Here is a 21519-nt window from a genome sequence, read left to right on the forward strand (position 1 = left end):
AGGAATCGATATGAAAACTCTTCATCGCGCACTGGGGCTGGCGAGCGTTTTGGCCACATTGACCGCGCCGCTAACGGCCCAGGCCAACATATTGCTGGACCGTACCCGGATGATTTATCTGGAGCAGGACAAGAACGTCAGCATGGTGCTGACCAACAAGAACCCTGAGCAACCCTATTTGGTTCAGTCCTGGCTCAGCGACGGCGAAGGCAAGCGCCTGGCTTCGCCCTTTCTGGTGTTGCCGCCCTTGCAGCGTATCGAGGCCGGCGAGAAGGGCGTAGTGCGCTTGAGCCGCATTCCGGATCCCAGCTTGCCGTCCGACAGGGAATCGCTGTTTTATCTGAACGTGCAGGAAGTGCCGCCCAAGAGCGACAAGGACAATGTGCTGCAACTGGCGATCAAGTCGCGCATCAAGGTGTTCTACCGTCCCAAGGAGGCTCAATTGCCGCGTGGCGAAAACCCGGCCAACAAGCTGCAGCTGAGCTTCGACGCCGCCGCCGGCAAGCTGGTGTTCAAGAACCCTAGCCCGTATCACCTGACCCTGGTGGGGCTGGAGCTGCCGGGAGACAAGAAGCCGCGCGATATGGACGGCCTGATGGTGCCGCCCAAGGGCGAGGCCCGTTTTGCGCTGAAGGCGCTGCCGGCCAGCCTGAAGCTGAGCAACATCAATGATTTTGGCGCTCAGGATACCTTTACCTTCGTTTGCGCGGACGGCCAATGCCAGTACCGCGAAGACAAGAAATAATTCCGCAAGCGCACAGCGCAGGGAGAGCCAATGTTGAATCGTCGTTTGCCGCGTTTGCTATTGATGGCCGCGCTGGCCATGCTGCCGGCCTTGAGCCACGCTCTGGCGTGCAAGGAAGGGGGGCGCAATGGCTCCGCCATGATTACGAGGGATATTGGCTCTACCATTAAGGTTCCAGTGACCTTGCCGGATGGAAGAGAGATTTGGCACTCCGAAGATAGGACTGTCAATGTAACATGTTACAAAGATAATAGTGTTTCTATGAGGGAGCAGGTTTATTTTTATCCGAACCCTCGTAATAACAACAATGCCAAAGGTGTAAAGTTTGGTGTGGTTTATAATGGCAGAACTTATTGGGGGGTTAACGCTAGCGATAGAATCCCAACCGGTTATTATATTGACGAGTGTAATCTTGGAGGGAATTACGATAAGTGCAAGGAGGTGAATTTTTCACTTACTTTTCAAGTTGTAATAGCTAAGCAGGGCACGATTCCCACAAGTGGTATAGGGATGTCTGAGTTTCAGGTGCTTCAGTTTGATGGCGAGCTGGGTATTAATAATAAAGAAAATTCCAACTTGGTCTACAAGGTAGTGGGGTTGGGTAAAATTACGCCGATCCAATGCGCTGTAGAAGTGCGCTTAGACCCTGCTTCCAATACATTGGATTTTGGTCGTATTGTCAGAAGTGTCAAAGGCCTCGTGCCTGCTGTGCCTCGAAAAGATTTCCGGCTAAATTTGGTTAAAACCTGTGATGACCCAGTAAAAATTAATGGCTATTTCACCGGGAAGAATGGCTTGACGGATACTTATACGGCTACTTTGGTTAAAAAGAAGGATAGCTCTGATAGCGGTTTAGGCTTGCAGTTATTCTTTAGTGACGGTCGTCAACTACGTTTTGGACAATCTGAGTTTCTGGCTGATTTTAGTTTTGGCGATCGCCAGAAAACCGTGCCGATGTACGGAACCATTGTTCCCACTAATATGGGTAAAGTAGAAGAGGGCCCATTTCAGGGCATGATTAATATCGATCTGGATTATATCTAAGCGGCTTGGGCCGTCTGGTCTTCGGATGATCAGACGGTTAACTGAAGTGGCGTAAGGAGTGGAGCAATGAAATTCAAGGCGATGGTGCTGGCTTTGGCGCTGGCGGCGCCGTTGGCGCACGCGGCTGACGGCACCTTGAACGTTTTCGGCGAGCTGGTATTGAGCGCCTGCGGTCTGGATCCCAATTCACAAAGCCTGGAAGTGGGGCTGGGCTTGGTGTCCTCGCAAATGTTCCGCAAAATCGGCGACCGTTCCCGTCCGGTGGCCTTCGACATCCGGTTGACCGAGTGCTCCATCGACACCATGACAACGGTGGCGGTGCGCTTTAACGGAGAGGCCGACCGCGACAACGGCGAACTGATGGCGATCAACGGCAGCGCCGCTGGCGTGGGCATCCGCCTGATGGGGCCGGGCGGCGGGGACATTGTGCTGGGTCAGTATTCGCCGCTGGTGGGCTTGACCAACGGCAGCAACACGCTGCGCTTCAACGCGATGTACGAATCCACCCGCGCACCCGTGCCGCAAGGGCAGGAAGGCGGGATCAAGCCTGGCTCGGCCAACGGCCTGGCTCAGTTCGACTTGCGTTATATGTGAGCGGATGTAGTGAAAACGGCCCTTCCGTCATTTGACGGAAGGGCCGTTTTCATTTGGGAACGGCGAGCTCAGCCGGCCAACCAGTTACCGGGGTGCGCCTCCAGCCAGGTTTTGATGCTTTTGGCGTCGTTGACGCGGGCGGCGCTACCGCCGGCGGCCAGCAACACGATGATCAGAGGTTGGGACCCCACCGTGGCCTGCAACACCATGCAGCGGCCGGCTTCTTGGATGTAGCCGGTTTTTTGCAGCGAAATCTCCCAGTCGCCTTCGCGCACCAGCGCGTTGCTGTTCTTATATTGCAGCACGCGGCGGCTCACCGATTGAATCTGGTGTTTCTCCGTGGTGGTGAAGGCGCGAATCAGCGGGTAGCCGTGCGCGGCGCGGACCATGCGGGCGAGGTCCGCGGCGGTGGAGGTGTTGCGCATATCCAGGCCGGTGGCGTCGTAAAAAATGGTTTCGCTCATGCCCAGGCTACGGGCTTTGCGATTCATGCGCTCCACAAAAGTGGCGGTGCCGCCGGGCAGCGCGGTGCGGGCCAGCGTGGCGGCGGCGCGGTTTTCGGACGACATCAGCGCCAGCAGCAGCATTTCCTTGCGGCTGAGAGTGGTGCCCACCGCCAGGCGCGAGGAGGTGTTTTTCACCCGGTCGATCTCGGCGTCGGACACAGTCACTTCTTGGTCCAGCGACGCTCCGGAATCCAGCAGCACCATCGCCGTCATCAGTTTGGTGATGGAAGCGATCGGCATGCGTTGGTGAATGTTCTTCTGGTACAAGGGTTCGCCGGTGATGCCGTTTAGCACCAATACCGAATGCGAATTCAGCCGCGGAACGGACTGGTCGGCCATTTGCGAGGCCACCATCACGCTGGACGGCGAACCTGCCAGCACCGGCATGGCTAACGCCGCGGATACCAGCAGGCTTGCAATTTTCTTGATCATGCTTCACTCCAGGGAGAGCGGATTTAACGAAATCTCGGACCGAAAAATAGGCTCGCGACGTCTGCGTCGCAAGCCGTGTTTTATGCTCGGTCTGACTGTATTTTAAACAATGTTTTGACTGTGTATAGCCTGAATCGCAGCTTTTTTATATGCGGTCGCATCGGGGGTGTGAAGCAAGGGCGAACCGCGTAGAATCAGGCTATCTACTCCGATGTCTCGACCCATGCTGCGCACCTATCCCAACAGTCCGTTCAAACTGCATCAACCATTCGAGCCGGCCGGCGATCAGCCGGGCGCCATCGCTCAATTACTTGAAGGGCTCAGCGACGGTCTGTCCTATCAGACTTTGCTAGGGGTGACTGGGTCCGGCAAAACCTACACCATGGCCAACGTCATCGCCCAGAGCGGGCGTCCAGCCATCATCATGGCGCATAACAAAACGCTGGCGGCGCAGCTCTACAGCGAGATGCGGGAGTTTTTCCCGGAAAACGCTGTAGAGTATTTCGTTTCTTATTACGACTACTATCAGCCGGAAGCCTATGTGCCCAGCCGCGATCTTTTCATCGAGAAAGATTCCAGCATCAACGAGCATATCGAGCAGATGCGCTTGTCGGCGACTAAGTCCATTCTGGAGCGGCCGGACTGCATCATTGTCGCCACCGTCTCCGCCATCTACGGCATTGGCGATCCTTCCGATTACCATCAGATGATTTTGCATCTGAAAGAAGGGGAGACGCTGGCGCAGCGGGACATCATCAGCCGGCTGGCCACCATGCAGTACGACCGCAACGACATGGACTTCGGCCGCGGCACCTTCCGAGTGCGCGGGGATGTGATAGACATCTATCCGGCGGAAAGCAGCGATACCGCACTGCGGGTCAGCATGTTCGACGACGAAGTGGAAACGCTGACTCTGTTCGACCCGCTGACCGGAACGACCAAGCAGCGAGTGGGGCGTTTCACCGTGTTTCCCTCCAGCCACTACGTGACGCCGCGCGACACCGTGTTGCGGGCCTGCGAGCACATTAAGGAAGAACTCCGCGCGCGACTGGAGTGGTATCAGAAGGAAGGCAAGCTGGTGGAGGCGCAGCGCCTGGAACAGCGCACCCGTTTTGACCTGGAGATGTTGTACGAGATGGGGTTTTGCAAAGGCATCGAAAACTACTCTCGGCATTTCTCCGGCAGGGGGCCTGGAGATCCTCCGCCCACGCTGATCGATTACCTGCCGAAAAACGCGTTGATGTTCATCGACGAATCGCATGTCACCGTGCCTCAGGTGGGCGCCATGTACAAGGGCGACGCCGCGCGCAAAGCCAATCTGGTGGAGTACGGCTTCCGCTTGCCGTCGGCGACCGACAACCGGCCGTTGAAATTTCACGAATTCGAATTGTTGATGCCGCAAACCATATTCGTGTCCGCCACGCCGGCCAACTACGAGAAGGAACACGCTGGACAGGTCGTGGAACAAGTCGTGCGCCCCACCGGCCTGGTGGATCCTGTAATGGAAGTGAGGCCGGTGGCCACCCAGGTGGACGATCTGCTGTCCGAGATCCGATTGCGGATGGAGAAGGGCGAGCGCGTGCTGGTTACCACGCTGACCAAGCGCATGGCTGAACAGCTGGCGGATTACTACACCGAGCACGGTATCAAGGTGCGCTATCTGCACAGCGACATCGATACGGTGGAGCGGGTGGAAATCCTCCGTGACTTGCGTTTGGGGGTGTTCGACGTGTTGATCGGCATCAACCTGCTGCGCGAAGGCCTGGACATTCCGGAAGTCAGCCTGGTGGCGATTCTGGACGCGGACAAGGAGGGCTTCCTGCGTTCGGATCGTTCCTTGATTCAGACCATAGGCCGCGCCGCGCGCAACCTCAATGGCAAGGCCTTGCTCTACGCCGACCGCATTACCGACTCGATGAAGCGGGCGATGGACGAGACCGAACGCCGCCGCGCCAAGCAGATGGCTTTCAACGCCGAACACGGCATTGTGCCCAGAGGGGTGGAGAAAAAGATCAAGGACATCATCGACGGCGTCTACAGCGTGGAGAATGAGCGCAAGAAACTGGTGGACAACGCCAGAGTGGCGATGATGGACGAAAAATCCCTGGCCAAGGAAATCAAGCGTCTGGAGAAGGAAATGATGGAGGCCGCGCGCAATCTGGAGTTCGAGAAAGCGGCCGGCCTGCGCGACCAACTAAAGCATTTGAAGGAGCAGGCCTGGATCAACGACCTATAAGGCCTGTTAAAAAGTCCACCGCGCTGCGGGGCCGCGGCGTCGAAATGCTCATGCACCGGCTTTGCATTCCGCGTTCTCCGCCGTTTTCGCCTTGGCTTTTTCCTTCTCGCGACTCTTTCAACCGCTTGTAAGAGTCTTGCTGTTTTGTCTGCGCGACGCCCCGTTCGAGTTCGAGCGGGGCGTCGTCTTTTTAATGAAGCGTTGCCGCCTGCTGCTGCCGGCGATAGTGCTGCGCAAGCGCCGCGCAAGCCATCAGCTGGATCTGGTGGAACAGCATCAGCGGCAGCACGATGGAGCCCAGCGCCGGCGCGGCGAACAGCACTTTGGCCATGGGGACGCCGCTGGCCAGGCTTTTCTTGGAACCGCAAAACACGATGGTGATCTGGTCCGCGCGGGAGAAGCCCAGCTTGCGGCTCAGCAGCATGGTGATGCCCAGCAGCAGTCCGAGCAGAACCAGGTTGACCAGCAGCAGCGCCGCCAGCGCCAGGGGAGGGGTTTGCCGCCATAGCCCGCTGATCACCGCGGCGCTGAAAGCGGTGTAGACCACCAACAGGATGGAACCCTGATCGACATAGCGCAGCAAGCCCTTGTTTCGGTCCACCCAGCCTCCTATCCAGCGGCGGGCGAGCTGCCCGGCGACGAAGGGCAGCAGCAGCTGCATCACGATGTCCAGCACCGGCCCCCAGCCCTGGCCTGCGCCATGGTGTTTAACCACCAGCAGGCTGACCAGCAGCGGGGTGATGAAGATGCCCAGGATGTTGGACGCGGTGGCGCTGCAAATGGCGGCCGGCACATTGCCCTGCGCCATTGAAGTGAAGGCGATGGATGACTGCACGGTGGAAGGCAGCATGCACAAGTAAAGGATGCCTAAGTAGAGCTGCGGCGTCAGCAACGGCTGCAGCACCGGTTGCAGTAGCAAGCCGAGAATCGGGAAAAGCAGGAAGGTGCAGCCCAGTACTAGCAGGTGCAGGCGCCAGTGGGAGGCGCCGGCCAACACGGCCTCGCGGGACAGCTTGGCGCCGTGCAAGAAGAACAGCAGCGCGATTGCCAGATTGGTGATGACGTTGAGCGCGACAGCGGCGTCGCCGGAGCAGGGCAGCGCGCTGGCCAAGGCGACGGTGGCGAGCAGGGACAGCGTGAAGGCGTCGAGTAGTTTGGGCATGGGGCGTGTGTCAATGCGGCGATGGCAGGAGAAACCGCTATTGAACCGCAGTGCAATTAAGAATACAAATGCATTTGTCTGATCTATTCATGAGTAATTGATATGAGTGTAACTTTGCGTCAATTGCGGGTTTTCCAGGCCGTGATCGAACTGGGCGGTTTCAGCCGCGCAGGCGACGCGCTGGGCCTGACTCAGCCGGCGGTCAGCCGCGCGGTGAGGGAGTTGGAACAGGCCTTGGGCTTGCGTTTGTTCGACCGCACCACGCGGGAGGTAGAACCCACCGCGGCGGCTCGCCGTCTGCAGGGAAAGCTGACGCGAGTCCTGGAGGCGCTGCAAGAGGCGCTGAGCGAAGCTCGGATGGAGGGTGCTCAGGCCCACGGCGTGGTGCGAGTGGCCAGTAGCCCTACCTTGTCAGCCAGTCTGATGCCTTTGTTGATTGCGCGTTGTCGGCAGCGCTACCCGCAATTGACGCTGGTACTGCACGATCAGGTGCAACGATTGAACATCGAGGCGGTCACGAGCGGGGAGGTGGATTTCGGCCTGGTGGTGGAGCCCGACGCGGCTGTTCCGCTGGAGAGCGAACCCTTGCTGGAGGACGACTTCTGGCTGGTGTGCCGCAGCGACCACGATTTGGCCGCCCATGAGGCCGCGCATTGGGCGCAGTTGGACGGCCTGCCGCTGGTTTTGCTGGACCACAGCTCCGGCAGCCGCCGGCTGATTGATGAACTGCTGGTCAAGCATGGGCTGGCGTGCGAAGTGACGCAGCAATTGGGACACTCGCAATCGGTGTTTCGGATGGTGGCGGCCGGCCTGGGCCTCAGCGTCACGCCGGGGCTGGCCATGCCGCTGCCCGCCGGCGGCGGTTTGAGCGTATTGCCGCTGCTGCCGGTGGAAAGTCGCCGCATTGTGTTGATCAAACGACCGAACCGTTCCTTGTCGCCGCTGGCGCGGAAAGTTTGGCAGCTGGCGCTGGAAATGCGCGCGGAACTGGCCGCCGCGGCGCGCCCCGCCGCTTGGGGCGGCTGAGTTTGCCGGTCATGGCCGGGGACGCCTGCTGGAAAAGACGAAGGCCGCGGGCTATTTAGATACTAGCAGGAGCAAAAACGGCCCTGAGCCGTGGCGCGGCGAAAAACAACGCAGAGAGGCTTGGTTGCGGAGGCTCGCACGGGCGCCGGTCGTGATAACAGCCAGCAGGAGATGGGCTAGATGGGGAAGACGATGCCGCAAATCTTGGTGGTTGACGACGAAGCCATATCCCGGCAGTTCCTGACCGCGGTGCTGCGCCAAATGGGCATGAGCAAGATATCCGAGGCGGTGGACGGCCTGGACGCGCTGATGCAGCTGGATGCAGGAGACCGGGCTTTCGACCTGATCTTTTGCGATTTGGATATGCCGAGGATGGATGGCGTTGAATTCGTGCGTCATTTGGGGGAGAGGGCTTACCAAGGCAAATTGCTGATCACCAGCGGTTTCGACGAGAGGGTGTTGGACAGCGTGGCCGATCTGGCGCGGATGTACGCGCTGCGTCTGTGCGGCGTCTTGCCCAAACCGGTGAATCCGGAGCAATTGCGGGCGATGCTGGCCGCGCCCATTGCCGCGGGAGAGGCGCTTTGTCTGCCCATGGAGCGGATCAACAGCGAAGAGTTGCGCCTGGGCATAGAGCGCGGCGAGGTGGTGCCGTTTTTCCAGCCGCAGGTGGACGTGGCCTGTGGTCGGGTGTTGAGCGTGGAGGTGCTGGCGCGCTGGCTGCATCCTCAACTGGGCTTGCTGGGCCCGCTGCAATTCATCGAGCTGGCTGAACAGAGCGGCCTGATCACGCAGATGACCAAGCGCTTGTTCGCGGATGCGGCGCAAGCGTTGAAGCGTCTGGACGCGCGAAAACGCCTGAACATGTCGGTCAATCTTTCCATGCAGTCCTTGAAGGACTCCAGCCTGGTGACTTCCTTGGTGTCGATTGCGCGCGAAACCGGCTTGGAGATGTCCCGGGTGACGTTTGAAGTCACGGAAAGCGGCGTGATGGCGGATCCGGCCTCGGCGCTGGAAATCATGACCCGCTTGCGTTTGAAGGGCGCTGGCCTGGCAATTGACGATTTCGGCACCGGTTTCGCCAGCATGGACCGGCTAACGCGCATCCCGTTCACAGAATTAAAGATAGACAAAGGTTTCGTCATCGACGCGGCGGGCAACGCCACCAACCGCTCCATTTTCCTCGGCAGCGTCGAACTGGGGCGCAGGCTGGGGCTGAAAGTGGTGGCCGAAGGCGTGGCTTCCGAGGCCGAATGGGCCTTGTGCCGGGAGTTCGGCGTGTCAGCCGCTCAAGGTTCCCTGATCTCCCCGCCGGTAGACGAGGCCTCTTTCGCGGAGTGGTTGGCAAGTTGCGGGGGAGATGTGTCGCAGTCAGCGCGGGATTGGATATTCATTGCAACGCCTACCTAAGCGAGAAAATCATGAGACGATTGGGAACCCTATTGCTGCTGCTCGGCCTGGCCGTGGCGACGCCCTTGGCCATGGCGGCCGACGCTTTGGCCAAACCCGCCGGCAAGGCGGTGCTAGTGATCAGCGGCAACATCAGCCAAAAGAACCAGGGTGACGCCGCGGCCTTCGACATGGCGATGTTGGCCAAGCTGCCGCAGCGCAGTTTCAGCACCCACACCCCCTGGTATCCTGGATTGACCCGCTTCTCCGGGCCGTTGCTGCGCGACGTGTTGGCCGCCGCCGGCGCTCACGGCAAATTGCTGAAAGCGGTGGCGCTGAACGACTACAAGACCGATATCCCCTTTGACGACGCCAGCCGATTCGACGTGATTCTGGCGACGCAAATGAACGGCAAGCCAATGCCGGTGCGTGAGAAAGGTCCCTTGTTCATCGTTTACCCCTACGACTCGCAAGAAGAGTTGCGTTCGGAACTGTATTACAACCGTTCCGCCTGGCAGCTCAAATCCCTGCTGGTACATTGAGCGCGATGAACACGCCGCAGCGAAGCTACTCCTCCTGGCGGAGCCTGATCTTGATCGGGGCGACGCTGGCCTGCGTGTTCGCCGGGGTGGCTTATATCCAGGTGCGTCAGGCGGATATGCTGAACACCGCCGCGCGCTACGAAGGCGATAACATCGTCTGGGCCTATTTTCAGCTCGAAACCGAGGCAATGAGGCTGCAGACGACGATAGAACATGTGCTGAACCATCAGCAGGACAGGGCGGAACTGCAAGAGCGCTACGACATCTTCGTCAGCCGCGTGGGAGTGGTCGACCACGGCCTGTACTCCAGTTTGCTGGACGGAACGCAGGAATATCAGCAGGCGCGTCCGAAGCTGGACGCCTTCATCCGCAAGGCCGACGCCTATTTCAGCCGCCAATCCGGAGCGGCGCTGGAGCTGGACGGCTTGCGGCGGCTGGACGCCGAGCTGGACCTGCTGAACGGACCGTTGCACGACCTCTCGTTGGTGGCTAATCAGCGCATGGCGGAGCAAGTGGACGCGCGCAACAAAAGCATGCAGCAACACATTGTGGTCAGCAATTGGTTGATGGCCTTCGAATGGGCGCTGATTCTCGGCTTCGCCACCATCGTGGTTCGGCAGTTGCGGCAATTGGAGCGGCGGCGGCACGAGCTGGAAGAACTGACCGACGTGCTGGAGCAGGCGCGGGTGCAGGCCGAGGCCGGCAGCATGGCGAAAAGTGTGTTTCTCGCCAATATGAGTCATGAAATCCGCACGCCGCTCAACGGCGTTTTGGGCATGCTCTCCTTGCTGGGAGACTGCACTCCCACGCCGGTGCAGGCTGACTACATCAAGACCGCCGAAGAGTCCGCTCGCCATCTGATGGCCTTGCTGAACGACGTGCTGGACGCCAGCAAGCTGGAGTCGGGCAAGCTGGACCTGCTGCCCACGGTGTGCAATTTGCGGCAATTGTTATTGCAATGCGAAAGCCTCATGCGCGGACAGGCTGTGGCGAAGGGGCTGGCCATGCGCATGGCGCTGGATTTGAACGTGCCCGAGTGGGTGCTGTGCGACCCGACACGCCTGCGGCAAATCCTGCTCAACTTGCTTAGCAACGCGATCAAGTTTACCGAGATAGGCGCAGTGACCATCCAGGCTGAAGCGGCGGAATCGGGCTCGGAAGGCGGGGCGGTGTTGCGGATCACGGTAAGGGATACCGGCATAGGCATGGACGACGCAACCCTGGCGCGTTTGTTCAAGCGTTTCTCTCAAGGCGACAGTTCCACTGTGCGTCAGTACGGCGGCAGCGGCCTGGGCCTGGAAATCTCCCAAAACCTGGCGCAACTGATGGGCGGTGGCATCACCGTGCACAGCGCGCTGGGCGCGGGCAGCGTTTTTGTGCTGTCGCTGCCCTTGCAGGCGATGAGCGCGCCGGAAGGCCGGGTCAAGCCGGGAGGCGGGGCGAGTCCGGCAGAGCCGGGGCGTCAGCTGCGCGTTTTAGTAGTGGACGACAACCCGGTCAATCGCAAATACATGCAAGCGATGCTGCAGAAGCAAGGGCATCTCGTCACCGTGATTCAGGAGGGCGCGGAAGCGGTGGAGGCGGCAACCCGGCAACCTTTCGATTTGGTCTTGATGGATTTGCACATGCCGGAGATGGATGGCATCGAGACGACAAGGCATTTGCGCGAACGCGCGATGACGCCAGGGATGAAAATCGTCGCTTTGACGGCCGACGTGCTCGCGGAAACGCGGGATAAAGCACTCGCCGGCGGGTTGGATGATTTTCTGGCCAAGCCGCTGCATGTGGAAGATTTCCAAGCCATGCTGGAGCGCCAGTTTGGCGATGGGCCGGCTCCGGAGCGCAGCGCCGAGCCTTCCACCTTGCCGGCCTTGCTGGACGTGGCGATGATAGAAAAAATGACGGAAATGCTGACCCTGGAAAAATACCGGGAGCTAGTGGCGCAATTCTTCTCCGGCAAGGTCGGCAGGGTGGACGAATTGCTGGCCGCCGCGCTGGCCGGCCAGCGGGATCAAGTGCGGCGCCACTCGCACAATTTGAAGGGCGCCGCGCTGACTTTGGGCTTCAGCGCGTTGGGAGGGTCCTGCGCCGGACTGGAGCGTTTGGCCTTGGCGGAGGAGGAAGGCTTGGCCGACGAGGCGGAAAGGGTGGGGCTCCTGTTCGACTCGACGCGCAGCGCCTGCATCGCGGCCGGCTATCTGGCCGGCATGGACTTGCCGGCGTTGCGTTAGTCGCGGAAGCTGCGTGAAAATCGCCGGCGCGCCTCTCGTGGGCGCGTAGCCGGCGGTGGAAGTGATAAGATCGAGGCGAGTCAGTGCTTGAATCCCATACTGAATAAAAATAGAGAGCCGAAGCCGTCCATGAGCCAGAACGATTGCTTGTCCATTTTGTTTGTTTGCATGGGAAACATCTGCCGGTCGCCAACCGCGGAAGGGGTGATGCGCGCCAAGCTCAAGAGCGCGGGCCTGGAGGCGCGGATGCGAGTGGAGTCGGCGGGCACGCACGACTACCATGTCGGCGAAGCACCGGACCGGCGTACCTGTCAGGCGGCGCTGCGCCGCGGCTATGACCTGTCCGATTTGAGGGCAAGGCAGGTGGATGGGCGCGATTTCGAGCGTTTCGATTGGATTTTGGCCGCCGACCGGCAAAATTTGGCTTTGTTAAATGCTCAATGTCCGCCATCCTATCGCGGCAAGCTGCATTTGCTACTTGAGCCGCTCCCCGGCGCTCCCCGCGATGTGCCTGACCCTTATTACGGCGGCGCTGGCGGTTTCGATACCGTGCTGGATCTGGTGGAAGCGGCTTGCGATGCTTGGCTGGCCCGCATTGCGGACACAGAGACGGAGCCGGCGCCATGAAGCCGTTTGACACGGAAACGCCGCGCGCGCGGGCTGTTTTTACAATAACCATAGAAAGCCAAGGACGCGTATGGGGCAGATGACGAGGGGAGCCTCCGCCAAGAAGCCGCTGGACGTAGTGCCCAGCCATAATGCGGACATCATCTTGCCCAAGCAGGCCGGTAAAATGCCCTTGGCCAGCCAGGCGGTGATCGTCATCGGCTCTTCCACCGGGGGCACGGAGGCCTTGCGCACCTTGCTGACCGCGCTGCCGCCCTCGATGCCACCCATTCTGATCACTCAGCACATGCCGGAAATGTTCACCCATTCCTTCGCCACGCGCTTAAACACCTTGTGCAAGTTGACGGTGAAAGAGGCGGAAGACAATGAACGGCTGCAAAACGGCACCGTCTATATCGCGCCGGGCCATTCCCACCTGCTGATCAAGCCCGCGCCCACCATAGGCTACGCCATCGGCCTGCATGCCGGACCGCCGGTCAACCGGCACCGGCCGTCAGTGGACGTGCTGTTCCGCTCCGCCGCCAATCTGGTGGGCAAGAACTGCATCGGCGTCATCCTGACCGGAATGGGCCGGGACGGCGCCAGCGGCATGCTGGAGCTCAAGCAGGCAGGCGCCTGGAATATTGCCCAGGACGAAGCCAGCTGCGTCGTGTTCGGCATGCCCAAGGAAGCCATCGCCATGGGCGGCGCGCATGAGGTGCTGGCCTTGGAGAGCATCGCCACGCGCCTGTCGGTGCTGGCCTCGCAAAAGCAACACCAAGCCGGCGGGTCGGCTTAACCCTCTGATAGAACAAGAAAATATGAAGTATCTCCCTATTTTGGTGGTGGAAGACGACGCCGATTTGCGCGAAGCCATCGTTGACACTTTGAGCCTGGCCGGCTACCCCACATTGGAGGCCGGCGACGGCGCCGCGGCCCTGGCCAGATTGAAAGAAGCGCCGGTGGGATTGATCGTATCCGACGCCCAAATGGCGCCGATGGACGGCTACACGCTGTTCGAGGAGGCGAAAAAGCGTTACCCCGGCGTGCCTTTCATTTTGATGACCGCATACGGCGTGATTGAAAGGGCGATTGAATTGCTGCGCGCGGGCGCCGCGCATTACCTGCTCAAGCCGTTCGAGCCGGCCAGTTTGATCGCCGAAGTGGAAAAGCACCTGCTGCGCATGCCTAGCGAAGCGAGCGGCGAAGTGGTGGCCGAGTCCGCCGCGATGCGACAACTGTTCGCGCTGGCCGGACGTGTGGCCGGCAGCGACGTCAGCGTGATGATTTCCGGCCCCAGCGGCGTAGGCAAGGAGGTGCTGGCGCGTTACATTCACCGGCACTCCAAGCGTTGCGAAGGGCCTTTCGTTGCGGTCAACTGCGCGGCCATTCCGGAGAACCTGCTGGAGTCCACCTTGTTCGGCCATGAGCGCGGCGCCTTCACCGGCGCGGCGCAGGCCTTGCCGGGGAAGTTCGAGCAGGCCCAGGGCGGCACCATTTTGCTGGACGAAGTCACCGAGATGCCGCTGTCGCTGCAGGCCAAATTGCTGCGGGTGCTGCAGGAGCGGGAAGTGGAGCGGGTCGGCGGCACGCGAACCTTGAAGCTGGATATCCGCGTGTTGGCCACTTCCAACCGCGACCTGCAAGCCGCGGTGGATGCGGGCCAATTCCGCGAGGATCTGTATTTTCGCCTGAACGTGTTTCCGATGCGCATCCCCGCGCTGGCCGAGCGCCGCGACGATATTCTGCCTCTGGCACGAATCATGCTTAAAAAGTACGCAGAGGCCGCCGGAAGAAGCAATCTGATCCTGTCCGAGGATGCGGAACGTCATTTGACGGCCTATAGTTGGGAGGGTAACATCCGCGAACTGGAGAATGTGGTGCAGCGGGCGGTCATTCTTGCCGCCGGGGCGGAAATTTTTGCCGCCGACCTGCTGCTGGATCACGATTCCGTCGCGGCTCAGGTTACCCGGACAGCGTCTGAAAAAGACAATTCCGTGTCGGATGAAACCGACATGAAAACGCTAGAGAAACGCCATATTCTGGAAACCTTGACCGCGGTGGGCGGCGTCAAGAAGCTGGCCGCGGAAAAACTGGGCATCAGCGAGCGCACTTTGCGCTATAAATTGCAGCGTTACCGTGATGAAGACGCTGCCGACGGATGTCAGGAGGTTCCAGATGGAAATGGCTTGGAGTAACCATGTCAGTGCCAAATATCGATCAACTGTTGGGCGAGCTGCGCACCGCCTCGGCCCTGGCCGCGGGCAAGCCCGCCGCTACGGCCCCGGAAGCGTCCCAGGTGGACTTCTCCGCTGTGCTAAAGTCCACCTTGGAGCAGGTGAACTCGGCGCAGCAGACTTCGCAGGAGATGCAGAAGCAATTTGAATTGGGTGACGAGGGGGTCAACCTGCAGGACGTGATGGTGTCGCTGCAGAAAGCCAGCCTGTCGTTCCAGACCATGGTTCAGGCGCGCAACAAGCTGGTCACCGCCTATCAGGAAATCATGAATACCCAAGTCTAGCGCTGCCGGACCCGACCAGCCGGCGGCGGTGGGCTCGAACCTAAAACCACTGTATGGCTGACCTGGCAGAAGAAAACGCTACGCCCGTTTGGCGAAGCCGCATGAATGAAGCGTCCGATCGCTTCAAAGCGCTTCCCAACAATAAAAAAGTCCTGTTCCTCGCGGCGGTGGCCGCTATTTTCGCCGTCATCGTGGGCGCGGTGGTGTTGAACCGCACGCCCAGCTATAAAATCCTGTTCTCCAATATCTCCGACCGCGACGGCGGCCAAGTGGCCGCTTCGCTGCAGCAGATGAACGTGCCGTACCAACTGGGCGAGGGCGGCACCATCTCCGTGCCCTCGGACAAGGTTTACGACGCGCGCTTGAAGCTGGCGGCGCAAGGCTTGCCCAAGGCCGGCGGCGTCGGTTTCGAACTGATGGACAATCAGAAGTTCGGCATCAGTCAGTTTGCCGAGCAAGTCAACTATCAGCGCGCGATTGAGGGCGAGCTGGCGCGCACCATTGAGGCAGTGGGTTCGGTGGAGAGCGCGCGCGTTCATATCGCCATCCCCAAGCAAAGCGTATTCGTCCGCGAGCAGCAGCAACCGACGGCTTCGGTGATGTTGACCCTGTTCCGCGGCCGCTTGCTTGACGCCGGGCAGATCGCCGGCATTCTGCACTTGGTGTCCAGTTCGGTGCCCAATCTGCCGGTCAAGAACGTCACAATCGTCGATCAGGACGGCAATCTCCTATCCAAGCAGAGCGGCCCGGATGAGAACTCTGGTCTGGATCAGCGACAGCTGGGTTACGTGCGCCAGATCGAAGAAGGCTACGTCAAGCGCATTGAGGATATCCTGGAGCCCATTTTCGGAAAGGGCAACTCGCGCGCTCAAGTTACCGCCAGCGTCGATTTCGCCGAGGTGGAGCAGACCTCGGAAACCTTCAAGCCCAATTCCAGCCCCAATCCATCCGCTACCCGCAGCCAGCAGATCAGCGAAAAGCTGAATAACGGCGCGGCGCTGCCGTCCGGGGTGCCGGGAGCCTTGTCCAATCAGCCCCCGTCGGCCGCTTCCGCGCCGATCACGCTGCCGCCGGGCGCCGCGCCCGGCACGGCCACGCTGTCCGGGCAGACCATGGGCGCGTCCGGCGCCTTGCAACGCGACATCACCACCAATTACGAAGTCGACAAAACCATACAGCACACCAAGATGCCGCAGGGCGGCGTCAAGCGTCTGTCCGCAGCCGTGGTGGTCAACTACCGGCGCATGCCGGACAAGAACGGCGAGATGAAGCCGACGCCGCTGACTCCGCAGGAGGTTCAGCAGATCAATAATCTGGTCAAGGAGGCGATGGGCTTCAACACCCAGCGCGGCGACACCCTGAACGTGGTCAACGCCGCCTTCGCAGACGCCGAAGTACCGGCGACGTTGCAGGAAAAAGTCACAGACTACGTGACCAGCAACGGCTCCAGCCTGATCAAGTATGGCCTGCTGACCATTGCCGTGCTTTACCTGCTGTTCGGCGTGGTGCGCCCCATCATGCGCGACCTGGTCAAGCCGCCGGCCCCAGCCAAGGGCAGCGAAGAAGAGGCCGCGGCGCAGGCCGCCGCGGCGGGCGGCCGCCTGTTGGGCGTAGCCGGAGAAGAGGGCGAAGAAGGCGCGGCCGGTCACTCCGGCGGCGCCGCAGGCGGCGGCGATCCGCGCGAAGCGCAGATGCGGCAATACACCACCAATCTGGAAGCGGTGCGTGAAATGGTGAAATCCGATCCGCGCATGGCCGCTCAGATCATCAAGGAATGGATAAGCGCCGATGAGTGAGAACGGAGTGCGCAAGAGCGCGGTGTTGCTGTTCAGCCTGGGTCAGGCGGAAGCCGTCGAGGTGTTTAAATACCTTGGCCCCAAGGAAGTGCAGAAGATTTCGCTGGCGATGGCGGCGATCAATAATCTGAGCTACGAGCAGATTGACGAGGTGGTCAGCGAATTCAAGGGCGAGTGCGCGGCGCGCGCCAGCATCGGCGCGTCCGACGAATACTTGCGCAATGTGCTGATCGAGGCGCTGGGGCCGGACAAGGCGGCCAACCTGCTGGACAAGATCATGCAGGGCAACGATCACAGCGGGATCGAAAGTCTGAAGTGGATGGATCCTTCTTCCGCCGCCGACTTGATCCGCAACGAACACCCGCAGATCATCGCCACCATTCTGGTGCATCTGGAGCCGGATCTGTCCAGCTCCATCCTGTCCTACTTCCCGGAACGGATGCGCAACGAAGTGCTGATCCGCACCGCCACGCTGGAAGGCGTGCAACCGCAGGCGCTGCGCGAGTTGAACGATGTGTTGACCCAGCTCTTGTCCGGCTCCGACCGCATCAAGAAGAGCGCGGCCGGCGGCATTGGCCTGACCGCGGAAATTCTCAACTTCATGGGGTCCAACGTGGAAGCCGCGGCGCTCAACTATATCCGCGAATACGATCCGGAGCTGGCGCAGCGCATTCAGGACAAGATGTTCGTGTTCGAGAACATCCTGGAAATCGACGACCGTTCGATCCAGACCATTCTGCGCGAAGTGCAATCCGATTCCCTGGTAATCGCGCTCAAGGGCACCAGCGCCGAGCTCAAGGACAAGATTTTCCGCAATATGTCGCAGCGCGCCGCGGAAATGCTGCGCGACGATCTGGAGTCCAAGGGGCCGGTCAAACTGTCCGAAGTGGAGGCCGAGCAGAAGGAGATTCTCAAGGTGGTGCGCAAGCTCGCCGACGACGGCCAGATCGTGCTAGGCAGCAAGGGCGGTGATGAAGGTCTCGTCGAGTAATCCCATCATTCCCGGCGAAGAGTTGGAGGGCTGGAGCAGTTGGAGCCCCAACGCGCTGGACGGCCTGACCCAGAGGCTGACGCCGGTGCAGCTGATGGAGCTGGCGCAGCAGCGTCGCCGTCAACAGGAGCAGGCGCAGGCCGAGTCCGCCGTCGAGTCCGCTTCGGCCGGGGCGGAGGAGGTTGCCGACGCCGCGGACGGCGAGCGCGCGGTGAGCGGCTATCCCACCGCTGCCGAACTGGAGGCCATCCATCAGGAAGCCTGGCAGTCCGGCCATGAGGCTGGGCAGGAAGCCGGCCGCGCGGCCGGTTACCAAGAAGGCTTGACAGCCGGGAGAGAGCAGGGCTTGGCCGAGGTGCGCGCAGAGCAGGAGGCTCGCTTCGCCGAGGCCTGGCAGCCCTTGCAGCAGTTGGCGAAAGGGCTGGCGCAACAGATTTCGCGTTTTGAAACTGAATTGTCCGCGGATTGGCTGGCCTTGGCGTTGGAGCTCGCCAGCCAACTGAGCCATGGGCTGGCGCGGCAGAACCCCTTGCTGATTCAGGAGCTGCTCCGCGAGGCGTTGGAGGACTTGCCGGCCACGCTGGCGCAGGCGCGTTTGCGTCTGAACCCGGCGGATCTGGAGGTGGCGCGAGAGTTTCTGGCGCAGGAAACGCCGGAAACCCAGTGGCAATGGATTGAAGACCCCGAGGTGGAGCGCGGCGGCTGCGTGATAGACACCGCCGCGCTGCGGTTGGATCTGACCATGAGCACCCGTATTGCCGCCATGCGCAAAGCGCTGGGAATGGACGATGAGCCACCCGCAGCTGATTGAGCGCCAACGCGCATGGCTGCGCGACTGCGCGGACAGCGCGCGCGCCGCCAAGCTGTGGCAGCCCTGCGGCAAGCTGGTTCGCGTTACCGGCATGGTGATGGAGGCTGTGGGCCTCAAGCTGCCGGTGGGCAGCGCATGCCAGGTGGCCTTGGCGGACCGGAAGCTTGTGGAGGCCGAGGTGGTGGGCTTTTCCGGCGACAAAGTGTTCCTGATGCCATTGAGCAACGTCCACGGCCTGTTGCCGGGCACGCCGGTGATGCCGCTGACGCCGCGGCACCCGCCGCAATTCGGCAAGACCCAAGCCCAGGCCGCCACCGACGGCGCGTCCGGCCGCATGGTGCCGGTGGGGCTCAGCCTGCTGGGCAGGGTGTTGGATTCGCTGGGGCGGCCGCTGGACGGCAAAGGCCCCATCCATCCGGATGCCTGGTTCCCGTTGCACAGCCAACCGATGAACCCGCTGGACCGATCGCCGGTGCGCGATGTGCTGGATGTCGGCGTGCGCGCCATCAACGGTTTGTTGACGGTGGGGCGGGGTCAGCGCCTGGGTCTGTTCGCCGGCTCCGGCGTGGGCAAGTCGGTGTTGCTGGGCATGATGGCCCGCTTCACCAAGGCGGATGTGGTGGTGGTGGGCTTGGTTGGCGAGCGCGGCCGCGAGGTTAAGGACTTCATCGAAAACATCCTCGGCGACGAAGGCATCGCCCGCTCGGTGGTGGTTGCCGCGCCGGCGGACATGCCGCCGCTGATGCGCCTGCACGGGGCGGCCTACGCCACGGCGCTGGCTGAATACTTCCGCGCTCAAGGCCTGGACGTGTTGCTGCTGATGGATTCGGTGACCCGCTATGCGATGGCGCAGCGCGAGATCGCGCTGGCCATTGGTGAGCCGCCGGTGACCAAGGGCTATCCGCCGTCGGTGTTCGCGCGCCTGCCGCAATTGATTGAGCGCGCCGGCAACGCCGCGGAGGGCGGCGGTTCCATCACGGGCTTTTATACGGTGCTGTCTGAAGGCGACGATCAGCAGGATCCGATCGCCGATTCCGCGCGCGCCATTCTGGACGGCCACTTTGTGCTGTCGCGAGAACTGGCCGAGTCTGGCCACTATCCTGCCATCGACATTGAGCAATCCATCAGCCGGGTTATGGTGGATGTGGTGCCTCAAGCGCAGATGGCCCTGGCTCGGCAATTCAAGCAGCTGTATTCCCGCTATCAACGTAACCGCGACCTGATCAGCGTCGGCGCCTACGTGCCAGGCTCGGATCCGGTGCTGGACGACGCAATGCGGCGTCAGCTGCCCATGGTCGGTTTTTTGACCCAGCCGATGCATGAGTCGCAGGATTTCTCTTCCAGCTGCGAACAATTGCAGGGCGTGTTGTCCTGAGGCTGAGGCGTGGCGGAAAGCAAATACCTGTTGTTGATTCGCTTGGCCGACGACAAGCAGAAAGCGGCGGCCGAGCGCATGCGGCTGGCGCAAAGCCGGCTGGCGGAGGCCCGTTCGCGCCAGGAGCAGCTGGACGCTTTTCGCGGTGAGTACCGGCAACGGCTGACCAGTCGCGGCGCGCAGGGCATCAGTGCTTTGCAATATCAGGATTTCCAGCGTTTTCTCGCTCGGCTGGACGAGGCCATGGTGCAGCAGCAGGGAGATGTGGAGCGCTGCACTCAGCGCTTCTTGCTGGAGCGCCAGGCCTGGCAGCATGAATACAAGAAGCTCAAGGCCTATGAAAAGCTGTTGCAGCGCGAGCAAGAGCGCGCCGCCGTGCGCGAGGCGCGGGTGCAGCAGAAGGTCAGCGATGAATTCGCCACCCGGCGGTTTTGGGACAGTACCCACGGCGAGGAGTAAGAGCGTGTACAGCAGGCGGCAAACAGGCGCTAAGGGCCTGTCCAAGCTTCGTGGCACGCTAGTTGCTTTACTGTTTGCGTCTTACTTGTAGAGAGTCGGCCATGACGACACCTGTGAACGCAGCCGCGGCCAATCCGGTCGGCGGCAAAGCCAATATGCCGGGGGGCAATCTGGCCACTGCCGGCGACACCGGCGCCGGCGATCTGTTCGCCAGCCTGCTGGGGCTGCAGATGAGCACCTTGGGCAGTTCCTTCTTGCCGGGCGCCAACGCCGATGCTTTGGCGGACGCAGGCCTTGACAAGGATAAGCCGGCCAAGAGCGAGGATGATCAGACTTCGGCGATGCCGTTGCCGGGGATGTCGCTGATGGGCGCCGCGCAGCAGCCCGTTCAGCAGCAGGCGACGACCTCGCCGCGGGCCAATGGCGATCTGCCAACCGGCGCCAAGCCCGTTGAACTCAAGCCCGACATCGCGGCGGCGCTGCCCGCTTCGCTAGCCAAAGCCCGCAATCTGTCGCTGCCGGCGCAGCAAAATTTGCCGGAAGACGGAAAAGTCTTGCCGCAGTTTTTGCCGCTTCAGGGGCATGAGCAGTTGGCGGCCAAGCCGGCTGCGCCCACGCCGGTGTTCACCGTGCAACAGTCGGTGACCGATCCCAACTGGGCCAAGGCCATGAGCGAGCAGGTGATGGGCATGGTCAGCCTCAAAGCCGACAAGGCGCAGATTCAGCTGAACCCGCCGCAATTGGGGCCGATCGAGGTGACGCTGAAGATGAACGGCAACGACCAGGCGCAGGTGTTGTTCGCGGCTGCGGTGCCGGCCACGCGCGAGGCGCTGGAAAACAATATGCATCGTCTGTCTTCCATGCTGGCCGCCGGCGGCATTCAGCTAACCGACGCGCAGGTGTCCAGCGGACAATCCGGACAGCAACAGCAGGCGTTCCAGCGCGGGCAATCGCAGCGCCAGAACGAGAACGCCGAGCCCGAGCCGATGGATGCATTGAGCAGCATCAAGGCGGCTCGCGGCATTCTCAGCATTTTCGCCTGATCATTTGTGA

At 61.1% G+C, this 21519-nt stretch carries 20 protein-coding genes; 18 read left to right on the plus strand and 2 right to left on the minus strand.

Features of this window, described 5'->3' with window-relative positions; translation table 11 throughout:
* The first annotated feature begins 10 nt into the window (after window positions 1-10).
* The 3 genes from BR71_RS00090 to BR71_RS00100 all read left to right on the plus strand — a co-directional run bounded on the left by BR71_RS00090 (window position 11) and on the right by BR71_RS00100 (window position 2383).
* Window positions 11-745, plus strand: coding sequence for a fimbrial biogenesis chaperone (locus BR71_RS00090; RefSeq protein WP_052370209.1), 735 nt, complete (start codon window positions 11-13; stop codon window positions 743-745).
* A 30-nt stretch (window positions 746-775) separates the two neighbouring features.
* Complete coding sequence (locus BR71_RS00095) at window positions 776-1789, plus strand: fimbrial protein (RefSeq protein WP_043631042.1); 1014 nt, start codon at window positions 776-778, stop codon at window positions 1787-1789.
* A gap of 66 nt (window positions 1790-1855) precedes the next feature.
* Entirely contained in the window at window positions 1856-2383 is a 528-nt protein-coding gene (locus tag BR71_RS00100; RefSeq protein ID WP_019103935.1) for a fimbrial protein, read from the plus strand.
* Between the two features lie 68 nt (window positions 2384-2451).
* On the opposite strand, the gene BR71_RS00105 is transcribed toward BR71_RS00100, so the two are convergent.
* Entirely contained in the window at window positions 2452-3321 is an 870-nt protein-coding gene (locus tag BR71_RS00105) for a D-alanyl-D-alanine carboxypeptidase family protein (protein ID WP_043631044.1), read from the minus strand.
* A 223-nt stretch (window positions 3322-3544) separates the two neighbouring features.
* Here BR71_RS00105 and uvrB point away from each other — a divergent pair, with 223 nt between their 5' ends.
* Complete coding sequence (uvrB, locus tag BR71_RS00110; RefSeq protein ID WP_043631046.1) at window positions 3545-5557, plus strand: excinuclease ABC subunit UvrB; 2013 nt, start codon at window positions 3545-3547, stop codon at window positions 5555-5557.
* Between the two features lie 190 nt (window positions 5558-5747).
* Here the strand turns inward: uvrB and BR71_RS00115 are convergent, their stop codons facing one another.
* Window positions 5748-6719, minus strand: a complete 972-nt coding sequence (locus tag BR71_RS00115; protein ID WP_043631048.1) for a bile acid:sodium symporter family protein — start codon at window positions 6717-6719, stop codon at window positions 5748-5750.
* Between the two features lie 102 nt (window positions 6720-6821).
* On the opposite strand from BR71_RS00115, the gene BR71_RS00120 reads away from it, so the two are divergent.
* The 14 genes from BR71_RS00120 (at window position 6822) to BR71_RS22615 (ending at window position 21509) form a co-directional block, all read left to right on the plus strand.
* The gene (locus tag BR71_RS00120; protein WP_043631049.1) at window positions 6822-7745 is read left to right on the plus strand and encodes a LysR family transcriptional regulator; all 924 of its coding nucleotides are present in this window, start codon (window positions 6822-6824) and stop codon (window positions 7743-7745) included.
* Between the two features lie 180 nt (window positions 7746-7925).
* A complete protein-coding gene (locus tag BR71_RS00125) occupies window positions 7926-9155 on the plus strand; it encodes an EAL domain-containing response regulator (RefSeq protein ID WP_081554986.1) in 1230 nt (409 codons plus the stop codon).
* Window positions 9156-9166: 11 nt separating this feature from the next.
* Entirely contained in the window at window positions 9167-9676 is a 510-nt protein-coding gene (locus BR71_RS00130) for a putative pterin-binding protein (RefSeq protein WP_043631053.1), read from the plus strand.
* Between the two features lie 5 nt (window positions 9677-9681).
* On the plus strand, window positions 9682-11907 hold the full coding sequence (locus tag BR71_RS00135) for an ATP-binding protein (protein WP_052370210.1): 2226 nt from the start codon (window positions 9682-9684) through the stop codon (window positions 11905-11907).
* 129 nt (window positions 11908-12036) lie between these two features.
* Window positions 12037-12534, plus strand: coding sequence for a low molecular weight protein-tyrosine-phosphatase (locus BR71_RS00140; RefSeq protein ID WP_043631055.1), 498 nt, complete (start codon window positions 12037-12039; stop codon window positions 12532-12534).
* Between the two features lie 79 nt (window positions 12535-12613).
* The gene (locus tag BR71_RS00145) at window positions 12614-13312 is read left to right on the plus strand and encodes a chemotaxis protein CheB (RefSeq protein WP_107733110.1); all 699 of its coding nucleotides are present in this window, start codon (window positions 12614-12616) and stop codon (window positions 13310-13312) included.
* A 22-nt stretch (window positions 13313-13334) separates the two neighbouring features.
* Window positions 13335-14711, plus strand: a complete 1377-nt coding sequence (locus tag BR71_RS00150; RefSeq protein WP_043631056.1) for a sigma-54-dependent transcriptional regulator — start codon at window positions 13335-13337, stop codon at window positions 14709-14711.
* 2 nt (window positions 14712-14713) lie between these two features.
* The gene (gene fliE / locus BR71_RS00155; RefSeq protein ID WP_019099998.1) at window positions 14714-15034 is read left to right on the plus strand and encodes a flagellar hook-basal body complex protein FliE; all 321 of its coding nucleotides are present in this window, start codon (window positions 14714-14716) and stop codon (window positions 15032-15034) included.
* 101 nt (window positions 15035-15135) lie between these two features.
* On the plus strand, window positions 15136-16830 hold the full coding sequence (fliF, locus tag BR71_RS00160) for a flagellar basal-body MS-ring/collar protein FliF (RefSeq protein ID WP_240314930.1): 1695 nt from the start codon (window positions 15136-15138) through the stop codon (window positions 16828-16830).
* Complete coding sequence (gene fliG / locus BR71_RS00165; RefSeq protein ID WP_043592937.1) at window positions 16823-17821, plus strand: flagellar motor switch protein FliG; 999 nt, start codon at window positions 16823-16825, stop codon at window positions 17819-17821. The genes fliF and fliG overlap by 8 nt, the downstream gene beginning before the upstream one ends.
* Window positions 17802-18632: a FliH/SctL family protein gene (locus tag BR71_RS00170; RefSeq protein WP_043631060.1), complete on the plus strand. Its 831-nt coding sequence runs from the start codon at window positions 17802-17804 to the stop codon at window positions 18630-18632. Before fliG ends, BR71_RS00170 begins: the two co-directional genes overlap by 20 nt.
* The gene (gene fliI / locus BR71_RS00175) at window positions 18610-20007 is read left to right on the plus strand and encodes a flagellar protein export ATPase FliI (RefSeq protein WP_043631061.1); all 1398 of its coding nucleotides are present in this window, start codon (window positions 18610-18612) and stop codon (window positions 20005-20007) included. The genes BR71_RS00170 and fliI overlap by 23 nt, the downstream gene beginning before the upstream one ends.
* Before the next feature lie 9 nt (window positions 20008-20016).
* Window positions 20017-20466 carry a flagellar export protein FliJ gene (gene fliJ, locus BR71_RS00180; RefSeq protein ID WP_043631063.1) on the plus strand — a complete coding sequence of 150 codons (450 nt, stop codon included), beginning with the start codon at window positions 20017-20019 and terminating at the stop codon, window positions 20464-20466.
* A gap of 101 nt (window positions 20467-20567) precedes the next feature.
* Complete coding sequence (locus tag BR71_RS22615; protein ID WP_081862492.1) at window positions 20568-21509, plus strand: flagellar hook-length control protein FliK; 942 nt, start codon at window positions 20568-20570, stop codon at window positions 21507-21509.
* Window positions 21510-21519 lie beyond the last annotated feature (10 nt).

The sequence above is a fragment of the Chromobacterium haemolyticum DSM 19808 genome (assembly GCF_000711885.1).
Taxonomy (GTDB): Bacteria; Pseudomonadota; Gammaproteobacteria; order Burkholderiales; family Chromobacteriaceae; genus Chromobacterium; species Chromobacterium haemolyticum.

Excerpts from the sequence above, each read along its gene's own strand:
- BR71_RS00135 (WP_052370210.1), top strand. The coding sequence starts at position 9,682 with ATGAACACGCCGCAGCGAAGCTACTCCTCCTGGCGGAGCCTGATCTTG.
- BR71_RS00145 (WP_107733110.1), top strand. The coding sequence starts at position 12,614 with ATGACGAGGGGAGCCTCCGCCAAGAAGCCGCTGGACGTAGTGCCCAGC.
- BR71_RS00115 (WP_043631048.1), bottom strand. The coding sequence starts at position 6,719 with ATGCCCAAACTACTCGACGCCTTCACGCTGTCCCTGCTCGCCACCGTC.
- BR71_RS00090 (WP_052370209.1), top strand. The coding sequence starts at position 11 with ATGAAAACTCTTCATCGCGCACTGGGGCTGGCGAGCGTTTTGGCCACA.
- fliF (WP_240314930.1), top strand. The coding sequence starts at position 15,136 with ATGAATGAAGCGTCCGATCGCTTCAAAGCGCTTCCCAACAATAAAAAA.
- BR71_RS00105 (WP_043631044.1), bottom strand. The coding sequence starts at position 3,321 with ATGATCAAGAAAATTGCAAGCCTGCTGGTATCCGCGGCGTTAGCCATG.
- BR71_RS00125 (WP_081554986.1), top strand. The coding sequence starts at position 7,926 with ATGGGGAAGACGATGCCGCAAATCTTGGTGGTTGACGACGAAGCCATA.
- BR71_RS00120 (WP_043631049.1), top strand. The coding sequence starts at position 6,822 with ATGAGTGTAACTTTGCGTCAATTGCGGGTTTTCCAGGCCGTGATCGAA.
- uvrB (WP_043631046.1), top strand. The coding sequence starts at position 3,545 with ATGCTGCGCACCTATCCCAACAGTCCGTTCAAACTGCATCAACCATTC.
- fliI (WP_043631061.1), top strand. The coding sequence starts at position 18,610 with ATGAGCCACCCGCAGCTGATTGAGCGCCAACGCGCATGGCTGCGCGAC.
- BR71_RS22615 (WP_081862492.1), top strand. The coding sequence starts at position 20,568 with ATGACGACACCTGTGAACGCAGCCGCGGCCAATCCGGTCGGCGGCAAA.
- BR71_RS00130 (WP_043631053.1), top strand. The coding sequence starts at position 9,167 with ATGAGACGATTGGGAACCCTATTGCTGCTGCTCGGCCTGGCCGTGGCG.
- BR71_RS00170 (WP_043631060.1), top strand. The coding sequence starts at position 17,802 with ATGAAGGTCTCGTCGAGTAATCCCATCATTCCCGGCGAAGAGTTGGAG.
- fliG (WP_043592937.1), top strand. The coding sequence starts at position 16,823 with ATGAGTGAGAACGGAGTGCGCAAGAGCGCGGTGTTGCTGTTCAGCCTG.
- BR71_RS00150 (WP_043631056.1), top strand. The coding sequence starts at position 13,335 with ATGAAGTATCTCCCTATTTTGGTGGTGGAAGACGACGCCGATTTGCGC.
- BR71_RS00095 (WP_043631042.1), top strand. The coding sequence starts at position 776 with ATGTTGAATCGTCGTTTGCCGCGTTTGCTATTGATGGCCGCGCTGGCC.
- BR71_RS00140 (WP_043631055.1), top strand. The coding sequence starts at position 12,037 with ATGAGCCAGAACGATTGCTTGTCCATTTTGTTTGTTTGCATGGGAAAC.
- BR71_RS00100 (WP_019103935.1), top strand. The coding sequence starts at position 1,856 with ATGAAATTCAAGGCGATGGTGCTGGCTTTGGCGCTGGCGGCGCCGTTG.
- fliE (WP_019099998.1), top strand. The coding sequence starts at position 14,714 with ATGTCAGTGCCAAATATCGATCAACTGTTGGGCGAGCTGCGCACCGCC.